12 protein-coding genes are annotated in these 10,796 nt (G+C 65.3%); 10 read left to right on the top strand and 2 right to left on the bottom strand.

All coding sequences use genetic code 11. The features are described 5' to 3' along the window. A partial coding sequence (locus AC5RV1_RS17940; RefSeq protein ID WP_493995482.1) for a S8 family serine peptidase occupies positions 1-350 on the bottom strand: 350 nt, incomplete at its 3' end. A 196-nt stretch (positions 351-546) separates the two neighbouring features. Between AC5RV1_RS17940 and AC5RV1_RS17935 the strand changes: the two genes are divergently transcribed. After that, a complete protein-coding gene (locus AC5RV1_RS17935) occupies positions 547-1,035 on the top strand; it encodes a nucleoside deaminase (protein ID WP_493947269.1) in 489 nt (162 codons plus the stop codon). A 2-nt stretch (positions 1,036-1,037) separates the two neighbouring features. Beyond that, on the top strand, positions 1,038-1,505 hold the full coding sequence (gene trxA, locus AC5RV1_RS17930) for a thioredoxin (RefSeq protein ID WP_493995481.1): 468 nt from the start codon (positions 1,038-1,040) through the stop codon (positions 1,503-1,505). Here trxA and AC5RV1_RS17925 read toward each other — a convergent pair. Continuing rightward, positions 1,502-2,656, bottom strand: a complete 1,155-nt coding sequence (locus tag AC5RV1_RS17925) for a pyridoxal phosphate-dependent aminotransferase (protein ID WP_493947267.1) — start codon at positions 2,654-2,656, stop codon at positions 1,502-1,504. The two genes, trxA and AC5RV1_RS17925, sit on opposite strands and share 4 nt — an antisense overlap. Before the next feature lie 103 nt (positions 2,657-2,759). Between AC5RV1_RS17925 and truB the strand changes: the two genes are divergently transcribed. The 8 genes from truB to AC5RV1_RS17885 all read left to right on the top strand — a co-directional run bounded on the left by truB (position 2,760) and on the right by AC5RV1_RS17885 (position 10,794). After that, positions 2,760-3,695 carry a tRNA pseudouridine(55) synthase TruB gene (gene truB / locus AC5RV1_RS17920; protein ID WP_493995480.1) on the top strand — a complete coding sequence of 312 codons (936 nt, stop codon included), beginning with the start codon at positions 2,760-2,762 and terminating at the stop codon, positions 3,693-3,695. Between the two features lie 2 nt (positions 3,696-3,697). Beyond that, positions 3,698-4,051 carry a hypothetical protein gene (locus tag AC5RV1_RS17915; RefSeq protein WP_493947265.1) on the top strand — a complete coding sequence of 118 codons (354 nt, stop codon included), beginning with the start codon at positions 3,698-3,700 and terminating at the stop codon, positions 4,049-4,051. Between the two features lies 1 nt (position 4,052). Next, a complete protein-coding gene (locus AC5RV1_RS17910; protein WP_493995479.1) occupies positions 4,053-4,535 on the top strand; it encodes a hypothetical protein in 483 nt (160 codons plus the stop codon). Between the two features lie 136 nt (positions 4,536-4,671). Beyond that, positions 4,672-5,655, top strand: coding sequence for a bifunctional riboflavin kinase/FAD synthetase (locus tag AC5RV1_RS17905; RefSeq protein ID WP_493947262.1), 984 nt, complete (start codon positions 4,672-4,674; stop codon positions 5,653-5,655). Between the two features lie 25 nt (positions 5,656-5,680). Beyond that, complete coding sequence (gene kynA / locus AC5RV1_RS17900; protein ID WP_493995478.1) at positions 5,681-6,535, top strand: tryptophan 2,3-dioxygenase; 855 nt, start codon at positions 5,681-5,683, stop codon at positions 6,533-6,535. Continuing rightward, a complete protein-coding gene (locus tag AC5RV1_RS17895; protein ID WP_493995477.1) occupies positions 6,532-7,800 on the top strand; it encodes a kynureninase in 1,269 nt (422 codons plus the stop codon). The genes kynA and AC5RV1_RS17895 overlap by 4 nt, the downstream gene beginning before the upstream one ends. Positions 7,801-8,019: 219 nt before the next feature. Beyond that, entirely contained in the window at positions 8,020-8,289 is a 270-nt protein-coding gene (gene rpsO, locus AC5RV1_RS17890) for a 30S ribosomal protein S15 (protein WP_493947259.1), read from the top strand. Between the two features lie 243 nt (positions 8,290-8,532). Then, positions 8,533-10,794, top strand: a complete 2,262-nt coding sequence (locus tag AC5RV1_RS17885) for a polyribonucleotide nucleotidyltransferase (protein ID WP_493995485.1) — start codon at positions 8,533-8,535, stop codon at positions 10,792-10,794. Positions 10,795-10,796 lie beyond the last annotated feature (2 nt).

Here is a 10,796-nt window from a genome sequence, read left to right as displayed (position 1 = left end):
GCCGCGTCGAGCCGCTCCCCGGAGTAGCGGTGCGGCATCCCCTGCCGGCCCACACCGACGGAATGGTTGCGGGCGGCACCGCGGATGCCGGTAACGGCCCGCACCTTGTCCGGGAATGCGCCATCGGGGGCCGTGACCAGGGCGACGCCCACCTGGGACGTGACGTCCTCCACTGTTCCGCCGGCGGCCTCGATGGCGGTGGTGGCGGCTTCGGGGGTGCCACTGAAGGAGACGACGAACTCGCCCCCGGCCAGCGTATGCGGCGGGTCCTCACTGAAACCCGCCACTGCAGGCCAGGCAGGAATAACTAATGCTGCAGCAGCGAGACATGCGAGCAGTGGAAAGTTCATTTTCATTGGATACTCCGGTTTGGCGCCCTTGACGGGCCGGATAAGGAGCCTCGCGGGAGGCAAATAAAATTCGGCAACCCCTGGCGCCAGACTATGCCTGCGGAGCAACGGTGTCGCCGGGAATGCCCCTTATCCGGCCCCCTATTGCGCCCCCTAATTCATCCCCTAACGCCAGCCCCTTGGCTAGGATCAAGCTATGAAACAGGCGGACCACGACCCCGATGATGCCACCCACTACCTCGAACAGGCGGTGGCGCTGGCCACCCGCAACGTAGCGGACGGGGGCGGACCGTTCGGTGCGCTGGTCGTGACCAGCGACGGGCAGGTGCACGAGGGAGTCAACCGCGTCACCCGCGACAACGATCCCACCGCCCACGCCGAAGTCGTGGCCATCCGTACGGCGGCTGCCGCCATACGGAGCTTCGACCTGCGCGGCGCGGTCCTCTACACCAGTTGCGAACCGTGCCCGCTGTGCCTTGCCTCTGCCCTTTGGGCACGGATAGACCGCGTCTATTTCGCCGCGGACCGGTACGGTGCTGCTTCCGCAGGCTTTGACGACGCCGTCTTCTACGACTACTTTTCGGGGACGCGCCCTGAACTGTTGCCGGTCAGCAAGGGCGACGTCCCGGCGTCGGACGCTCCTTTCCAGGCCTGGGGCGCCCATAAAAGCAGGAAGGATTACTAAGCATGCCAGCCGCCCTCGTCAAGTGTCCGCACTGCGGAAAGACCAACCGCATCCCGGCCGCCGCTGCCGGCCGGCCCCGCTGCGGCAGCTGCCGCGGCGCGCTGCCCTGGATCGTGGACGCCGGGGACGCGGATTTCGCCGCAGTTGCCGAGCGGTCACCGGTACCTGTGCTGGTGGACTTTTGGGCCGCGTGGTGCGGGCCCTGCCGCATGGTAAGTCCGGTCCTGGACAAGCTGGCTCATGAACGTGCGGGCGACGTCAAACTGGTCAAGGTGGACGTGGATAAATCGCCTGCGTTGTCCCGAAGGTTCGATGTACAGGCCATACCCACCCTGATGGTCATCGTGGACGGCAAGGTGGCCGCACGGCAGGCAGGTGCTGCCCCGGCGGACGTCCTGCGCACCTGGCTGGACGGCGCCCTATCCAGACCCGCAGCTAACGAAGGACCCGCTGCCGGCAGGTCGCTTTAAGCGCGTTCCGGCAGCCGGGCCAGGCCGTCCAACAGTTCCTGCCGCTTGCCGCACAGCGCGATCCGCACCCAGCCTTCACCGATGGAACCAAAGGCAGTCCCAGGGGCCAGCGCAACGCCTGACTCCGCAAGGAAGCGCCGGACCCACCCGCGGACGTCGCCGCCGCTGGCGTGGGACACGTCTGCCCAAAGATAAAACGCGCCGTCAGCCTTCAAATAGGGAATACCCTTGGAATCGAGCACGGCTGATGCCGCGTCCCGGTTGGTCCGATAGTGTGCGTGGGCGTGCTGGACGTAATCCTGTGGCCCGGTGAGGGCAGCGAGCGCGGCGTACTGCGACGGCGACGCCACGCACGAGACGATCGATTCCATGACGTTGTTCATCTTCTGCTCCAGGCCCGGCGGGCACACCAGCGCGCCGATCCGTAGCCCGGTGAGGCCATACGTCTTGGACAGGGTCAGCGACGTGAAGACGCGCGCCTCGCCCGGCAGGTCGCCGTCGAACCTCGCAGGGCTCACATGCGGGACGTCGTACGTGAACGCTTCGTAGCATTCGTCCGAAATCACCCATAGGTCGTGCCGGCGGGCGAGTTCAACGAGTTCCTTGGTCAGGTCCTCGCTGAGGACCGCGCCCAGGGGGTTGGAGGGGGAATTCAGGACCAGCACCCGGGTCCGGTCCGTGATGAGCGCCTCGATGTCGCCGGTCCTGGGCTGGAAGCCCTGGTCGGGGTAGAGCGGGTAGCCCACGGGGATGGCATTCAGGAGCCGGCTGGTCATGGCGAACGTGGGGTAGCCCGGGTTGGGAATCAGGATCTCGTCGCCGGGGGAGAGCAGCAGGCTCATGGCGAAATGCAGGCCCTGCTGGGCGCCGTCCACCACATACACCCGGTCGGCGCCCACCTCGCAGCCCTGCTGCTCCCGGAACCTGGCGGCGAAGGCTTCGCGAAGTGCCGGAATGCCCGCGTTGGGGGTGTAGTTGGTTTCGTCCCGGTCCAGGCATGCCATCCCGGCGTCGAGAACGTGGCGGGGGAGTGGGAACCCGGGCTCGCCGATACTGAGGACCAAGGCGCCCGGGGTACGCCATGCGGCCTCGGTGATCTCCCGGATCTGGTTGATGGGGACATCGCGGACGTGGGGGGCAAGCTCAGGCATGCCTGCCATCCTAACCGGCACGGACCCGGGGCGGCCGGGGATGCTCCCCGGGCCGGGCGATGCGTGGGCGGGTGCCACGACCAGCGCCGATATACTGGGAAGCGTGCTTTCTGGACTGGTGATAGTGGACAAACCGCAGGGATGGACCAGCCATGATGTGGTTGGCCGGATGCGGCGCCTTGCCGGTACCCGGAAAGTGGGGCATGCAGGCACCCTGGATCCAATGGCAACCGGCGTCCTGGTGGTCGGCATCAACAAAGCCACCCGCCTGCTCACGTACATCGTGGGCACGTCCAAGACCTACACGGCCACCATCCGCCTGGGCCAATCGACCGTCACGGACGACGCCGAAGGTGAAGTTACTGCTACAGCCGGCACTTCCGGGGTGGGCGAGCAGGCGATACACGACGGGATCGCGGCCCTCACCGGGCAGATCCAGCAGGTTCCCAGCAGCGTAAGCGCCATCAAAGTCAACGGGGAACGGGCCTACGCCCGGGTGCGCTCCGGTGAAGAGGTCAAACTCGCCTCCCGCCCGGTCACCATCCACCGGTTTGAGGTGCACAGCATTAACAGGGACGCCGAGGCCGACGTCGTGGACCTGGATGTCACGGTGGAATGCTCCTCCGGGACATATATCCGTGCCCTGGCCCGGGACCTCGGCAACACCCTCGGTGTTGGCGGGCACCTCACAGCCCTCCGGCGGACCCATGTTGGGCCCTACTCCCTGGAGCAGGCGCGCACCCTCGAACAACTCGCGGAAGAGCTCAACGTACTCGAGATGTCCGAGGCAGCCCGGGCCCTGATGCCCAACCGCGAGCTCAGCCCCGAGGAAGCCACGGAAATATCCTTTGGCCGGCGCATCGCTGCCGGCGCTGCCCCCGGTAGCCCGGCGGCGGCCACAGCAGAACATCCCGCAGCCGCCTTTGCCCCCGATGGAAGCCTGGTGGCACTGCTAGCCGATGCTGGCAGCTTCGCCAAACCCGTCCTGGTGTTCGCCCCTGGCACCGGCCCGGGTACCGGCGCGTCCGGGGTGGGCTGAGGGTGGACGCCTATTTCTACATCATCCTGGTAGTGGGGCTCCTGTCTACCGGGATCTGCCTCCTGGCCGGCATCCTGAAGAAAGCGCCGAATGATGCCACCATCCTTTCGGTCGCCGCCGTCGAGGTGGCGCTCCTGGTGTATCTGGTCGGATCCATCGTGCGCGTCATAGCCGGAGAGCCTATCGCCGGGGAAGCCTGGGAGTTCTGGGGCTACCTGGCCACGGCCATGCTCCTGCCGCCCGCCGCCGTCTACTGGTCCATCCTGGAGCGCACACGGTGGAGCAACTTTGTCCTGGCCGCCGTGGGTGTCACTGCGCTGGTGATGGCCGCCCGAATGAATCAGATCTGGTACTGAAATGGAAGAAGCTCGCCGCGTGAAAGACCAGCACTCCGCCGTTCCTAACACCACCACCGGCGCAGGCGCGAACGGAACCGGTGGCCGGAACACCCGCAATACGGGGCCCGGACGCCTGCTCATCGCCGTTTATGCAGTCTTTGCCATTTCGGCCTCCGCCCGCGCCGGCTACCAGATCCTCACCAAGTTTTCCGAGGCACCGCTGGCGTACCTGCTGTCCGCGTTCGCCGCCCTGGTGTACGTGGTGGCCACGGTGTCCCTGGCCAAGGCCGGCAGCACCTGGTTCAAGGTTTCGGTCGCGGCCGTCCTGGTGGAACTGGTGGGCGTGCTGGTGGTCGGTGCGCTGAGCGTCTTCGATTCCGTCGCGTTCCCGCATGAAACGGTCTGGTCGCTCTTTGGCCGCGGCTACGGCTTCATCCCCCTGGTACTCCCCATCCTGGGCCTGGTGTGGTTGTACCGGCGACGGCCGGTACGCAACGCCTGATGTCCGCCCGGCCGTTGCAGGCCACCCCCGCACAGCCTGGCAAAGTTGCCCGGGTGAATACGGGTAATCTTTAGAGAGTTCCGCGGCCGGCAGGGTTCGGAACGTTGATATTTGCAGGCAGTAAAAGGCGAGGGTGATGGTCTACATCTGGAACGATCCGTCCGAGGTCCCGGCGGACTTCGGCCCATCTGTTGTCACCTTCGGGAACTTCGACGGAGTTCACCGCGGCCACCAACAGGTGCTGTCCCAGCTGATCCGCACCGCCCGCCTCAACCGGTCAAGGTCCGTAGCAATCACCTTTGACCCCCACCCGGCCCTGATCCACCGCCCGGAATCTGCGCCAGAGCTCATCATGGGACTGCATGACAAGCTGGAGGCGCTGGGGGAGTTGGGCCTGGACGCCATCCTGGTGATGAAGTACTCCCTGGACCTCGCCAGCCTCACCGCTGAAGAATTCGTGGAGCAATTCCTGGTCAACTGCCTTCACGCCAGCCATGTTGTGATCGGCCACGACGCCCGGTTCGGCCGCGGCAACTCCGGCGACCTGGACACCATGAAGGCGCTCGGCGGAAAGTTCGGGTTCGAGGTCCAGGTGATCAGCGAGTTCGGTTCAGAGGGCTACCCCCTCCATGACGACGACGGCACGGACCGCCGCTGCTCCTCCACTTGGGTGCGCGAAGCCCTGCAGGAAGGCGACGTGGCCACTGCCGCGGCAGTGCTGGGCCGGCCCCACCGCATGCGCGGCGAAGTTGTCCACGGTGCGGCCCGCGGCCGTGCCCTCGGATTTCCCACAGCGAACCTTGCCAGCGACGCCAGCGGGCTCATCCCGGCTGACGGCATTTACGCGGGCTGGCTCGTGGACCAGGCCGGGACGCGCTGGCCGGCGGCCATTTCCGTGGGCTCGAATCCAACGTTCGACGGCGTGAGCAGGCAGGTCGAAGCCCACGTGATCGACCGGCCCCACGAAGCGGTGGAGGACTTCGATCTGTACGGCCAGACAGTAGTTGTTGAATTTGTGGCCCGGCTCAGGGGGATGGTGGCATACCGTGGGCCTGAGGCGCTGGTAGACCAGATGCGGCTCGATGTGGTCCAGGCCCACGACCTCCTGGCCAGACGCTGAACCATCCGCAGGGAAAGGCAGTACCGTGTCCGTTGAGAAGAACACCAGGAAACTGGACGAAGGTATTGTCCGTGATTTCAGCTCGCGGATGAGTTACGCCTCCTACCTGCAGCTGCCTACCCTGCTGAGCGCGCAGCAGCCTGTCAGCCAGCCGGAGCACCACGATGAAATGCTCTTCATCATCCAGCACCAGACCACTGAGCTGTGGCTCAAGCTGGTGTTGCATGAGCTGCGGAGCACCGCCGGCTGGTTGCGGGCTGACGACCTCGGCTCAGCGCTCAAGGGCATCGCCCGGGTAAAGCACATCCAGAAAACACTCACCGAGCAGTGGTCCGTGCTGGCAACGCTGACTCCCACGGAGTATTCGCAGTTCCGCGGTTTCCTGGGAAATTCCTCCGGTTTCCAGTCGAGCCAGTACCGTGCCGTCGAGTTCATTCTCGGCAACAAGAACCGCAAGATGCTTCCGGTGTTCGATTCGGACCCGGAAGCCCACGCCATGCTGGAGCAGCTGCTCAACGCTCCCAGCATCTACGACGAATTCCTCGCCTACCTCGCCCGCCAAGGGTTCGACGTGCCCCCGGCGGTGCTCGAAAGGGACGTAACCCGGGCCCACGAATTCACGCCGGAACTGGTGCCGCTCTTCAAGCACATCTATGAAAACGCAGCGGACAACTGGGGCGCTTATGAGGCCTGCGAGGAACTGGTGGACCTGGAGGACAACTTCCAGCTCTGGCGCTTCCGGCATTTGCGCACCGTGCAGCGGACCATCGGCATGAAAGCCGGGACGGGCGGTTCCAGCGGTGCCGCGTTCCTGCAGAAGGCCCTCGAACTGACCTTTTTCCCGGAGTTGTTCGCAGTCAGGACGGAGATCGGCCAATGACCACCCAGCAGCATCCCATCGTGGGAAACCCCCAGGACACAGCAGTGGCCCTGCAGCAGCGGGCAGCCGAGCTGGACCGGCAGGATCCGCTGGCCCGTTACCGCAGCCAGTTCATCGGCACCGACACACCCTTGTCCTACCTGGACGGCAACTCCCTGGGCCGCCCGCTCAAGCGGACGGCAGAGGATATCAGCACTTTCATCCGGGACGGCTGGGGCGGCCGCCTCATCCGTGGCTGGGACGAGGAATGGCTGGACCTGCCGCAGGCTATCGGCGACCAGCTGGGCCGCGCAGTGCTTGGTGCGGCTCCCGGGCAAACGATCATCGCGGATTCCACCACGGTGGTGCTGTACAAGCTGATCCGCGCGGCCCTGGCGGCCGTGGCAGACCCGGAGCGCAACGAACTCGTTCTGGACACCGGGAACTTCCCAACGGACCGCTATCTGGTTGAGGGCATCGCCCTTGAGGAAGGCCTGACGCTCCGCTGGATCGAAACGGACCCCGCCGCCGGGGTGACCGTTGACGAGGTGCGGGAAGCGGCAGGGCCGCGGACCGCCGTCGTACTCCTGAGCCACATCGCCTACCGTTCCGGCCATCTGGCGGACCTGCCGGGGATCACCGCGGCAGTACACGACGCCGGGGCGCTGGTGGTGTGGGACCTTTGCCATTCCGCGGGGTCGGTGGAGATCGAGCTCGACAGTGCAGGCGTGGACTTCGCTGCAGGCTGCACCTACAAGTACCTCAACGGCGGGCCGGGATCGCCCGCCTTCGCCTACGTCAACCACCGCCACCTCGCCTCCCTCAACCAGCCGATCTGGGGATGGATGGGCCGCAAGGATGCCTTTGAGATGGCCTCCGGCTACGAGCCGGCTGCCGGCATCCGCGGATTCCTCAGCGGCACTCCGGCGATTTTCGGGATGCTGGCCATGCGGGGCACGCTGGACCTCATCGAGGAAGCGTCAATGGCCGCCATCCGGGAGAAGTCGGTGAAGCTGACGGCCTTCGCCATCGAGATCTTCGAAGCGTGGCTGGCGCCCCTGGGCGTCGAACTCGCCTCGCCGCGGGAGCCGGGGGACCGGGGCAGCCACATCACGCTGGACCACCCCGGTTTCGCCAAAGGGGCCGTGGAGTCGCTGTGGGACGGGGATGTCATCCCTGACTTCCGCGCCCCGCACGGCGTTCGGGTGGGACTCTCGCCGCTGAGCACCAGCTTCGCTGAAGTCCTGCACGGGATGGCAGCGATCCGGGAGCAGTTGCCGCAGTAGCGGGCGGGCGGCTTTGGCCACGGCACCTTCTGCCAAGGCTTGCCTGTTTCGACAAGATTGGGCGGGGGCCGCTAAACTGAGGGATGGATCCGGCTGCAGTCCGTGGCGGCTGGTTCCTGTTGCGTGTGGCACTGTCCGGGTTTCCCGGACCAGCCGCGGCGGCAGACCCGGCAGTGAATTACTGACCTGGGCCCTCACGGCACATCCCTAGGAGTTATTGTGGCACTTGAAGCCGCCGTAAAGCAGTCCATCATCAAGGAATACGCAACCGCAGAAGGCGACACCGGTTCACCGGAGGTCCAGGTTGCTGTCCTGACCCAGCGGATCAAGGATCTGACTGAGCACATGAAGGAGCACAAGCACGATTACCACACCCAGCGCGGTCTGCTGGCCATGGTTGGTCGTCGCAAGCGCATGCTGAGCTACCTCAAGAAGACCGACATCGCCCGCTACCGTGCGCTCATCGAGCGCCTCGGCCTGCGCCGCTAGTCGGACTTAGGGGCGGCCCTTTCCACCACGGAACGGGCCGCCTTCTTCAAATGAAAAATTAAACAGGAGGATCAACCGCATCACGCATTCGCGGTCCTCGGTAGTGATCCCCGGGAACGGCTTCGTTGATAGAAGCCCCGGCCCGTGGGTCTCGATCGATGACCGGGTGCAGGGCCAGTAGACAGATGCTGGGCTGGGTTGATGCGGCTGGACTTCCGTAAAACAGAAACGGAGGTGACTCTCTTGGAGGGTCCCGAAATCCAGTTCTCAGAAGCAGTCATTGACAATGGCCGTTTTGGCAAGCGTGTAATCCGCTTCGAAACCGGCCGCCTTGCCAAGCAGGCAGCCGGCGCAGCGATGGTGTACATCGACGACGACACCGCCCTGCTGTCCGCTACCACAGCCGGCAAGCACCCGCGTGAAGGCTTTGACTTCTTCCCGCTGACGGTCGACGTCGAAGAGCGTATGTACGCTGCCGGCCGCATCCCGGGCTCGTTCTTCCGCCGCGAAGGACGCCCGTCCACCGAGGCCATCCTGGCCTGCCGCCTGATGGACCGCCCGCTGCGCCCCGCCTTCATTAAGGGCCTGCGCAACGAGGTCCAGATTGTGGTCACCGTCCTGGCGATCAACCCTGACGAGCTGTACGACGTGGTGGCCATCAACGCCTCCTCCATGTCCACCCAGCTTTCCGGCCTGCCGTTCTCCGGCCCCATCGGCGGCGTCCGCGTTGCCCTGGTTGCCGACGAAAACGGATCACAGTGGGTCGCTTTCCCCAAGCACTCGCAGCTGGAGAACTCCGTCTTCAACATGGTGGTAGCCGGCCGCATCGCCGGTGACGACGTCGCCATCATGATGGTCGAAGCCGAGGCCACCGACAACTCCTGGAACCTCATTAAGGAACAGGGCGCCACCGCCCCCACCGAAGAGGTTGTCTCCGAGGGCCTCGAGGCTGCGAAGCCGTTCATCAAGGCACTTTGCGACGCCCAGGCAGACCTCGCCTCCCGCGCGGCTAAGCCGACCGTCGAGTTCCCGGTCTTCCTGGACTACGAGGACGACGTGTACGCCGCTGTTGAGTCCGCTGCCGCTGAGAAGCTGGCTGCCGTCTTCCAGATCGCGGATAAGCAGGAGCGCAATGACGCTTCGGACGCCCTGAAAGACGAGGTTTCCGCCGCCCTGGCCGAGCAGTTCGAAGGCCGTGACAAGGAAGTGTCCGCAGCATTCCGCTCGGTCACCAAGCACGTTGTGCGCCAGCGCATCCTCAAGGACCAGGTCCGCATCGACGGCCGCGGCCTGACGGACATCCGCCAGCTCACCGCCGAGGTAGAGGTCCTGCCCCGCGTCCACGGTTCAGCCATCTTCGAGCGCGGCGAAACCCAGATCATGGGTGTCACCACGCTGAACATGCTGAAGATGGAACAGCAGATCGACTCGCTGTCACCCGTCAAGACCAAGCGCTACATGCACAACTACAACTTCCCGCCGTACTCCACCGGTGAGACCGGCCGCGTGGGCTCGCCCAAGCGCCGCGAAATCGGCCACGGTGCGCTGGCAGAGCGGGCCCTCGTGCCGGTGCTGCCGTCCCGGGAGGAGTTCCCGTACGCCATCCGCCAGGTATCCGAGGCGCTCAGCTCCAACGGTTCGACGTCGATGGGTTCTGTCTGCGCATCCACCCTGTCCATGCTGAACGCCGGCGTGCCCCTGAAGGCCGCCGTCGCCGGTATTGCCATGGGCCTGGTCTCCGACCAGGTGGACGGCCAGACGCGCTACGCGGCACTGACTGACATCCTTGGCGCCGAAGACGCCTTCGGCGACATGGACTTCAAGGTTGCCGGTACCTCCGAATTCGTTACGGCCATCCAGCTGGACACCAAGCTCGACGGTATCCCCGCCTCGGTGCTGGCAGCAGCCCTGAAGCAGGCCCGCGAAGCACGCCTGCACATCCTCGAGGTTATGGATTCGGCCATCGATACCCCGGACGAGCTCTCCGAGTTCGCGCCGCGCGTCATCGCCGTGAAGATCCCTGTGGACAAGATCGGCGAGGTCATTGGCCCCAAGGGCAAGATGATCAACCAGATCCAGGAAGACACCGGCGCCGACATCTCCATCGAGGACGACGGCACGGTCTACATTGGCGCCACCGACGGCCCGTCTGCAGACGCAGCACGCTCCGCCATCAACGCCATCGCGAACCCGCAGGTCCCGGAAATCGGCGAACGTTACCTGGGTACGGTTGTCAAGACCACCACCTTCGGTGCCTTCGTATCGCTGACCCCGGGCAAGGACGGCCTCCTGCACATCTCCGAGCTGCGCAAGCTGGCCAACGGCAAGCGCGTTGACAACGTTGATGACGTCGTCTCGGTGGGCCAGAAGGTCCAGGTGGAAATCACCAAGATCGACGACCGCGGAAAGCTCTCGCTCGCCCCGGTGGTTGCCGAGGACCAAGGCGCCGAGGTCGAGACCGAGCGCGCCCACACCACGGAGCCTGCTGAAGGCGCTGAGGTCTAACG

This window comes from Arthrobacter sp. Hb9-2 (assembly GCF_059091165.1).
This window is presented reverse-complemented; position numbering and strand designations above follow the sequence as displayed.

Coding starts and splice junctions, on each gene's coding strand:
- AC5RV1_RS17935 (WP_493947269.1), top strand. CDS start 547: ATGAAACAGGCGGACCACGACCCCGATGATGCCACCCACTACCTCGAA.
- AC5RV1_RS17925 (WP_493947267.1), bottom strand. CDS start 2,656: ATGCCTGAGCTTGCCCCCCACGTCCGCGATGTCCCCATCAACCAGATC.
- AC5RV1_RS17905 (WP_493947262.1), top strand. CDS start 4,672: ATGGTCTACATCTGGAACGATCCGTCCGAGGTCCCGGCGGACTTCGGC.
- AC5RV1_RS17910 (WP_493995479.1), top strand. CDS start 4,053: ATGGAAGAAGCTCGCCGCGTGAAAGACCAGCACTCCGCCGTTCCTAAC.
- trxA (WP_493995481.1), top strand. CDS start 1,038: ATGCCAGCCGCCCTCGTCAAGTGTCCGCACTGCGGAAAGACCAACCGC.
- AC5RV1_RS17895 (WP_493995477.1), top strand. CDS start 6,532: ATGACCACCCAGCAGCATCCCATCGTGGGAAACCCCCAGGACACAGCA.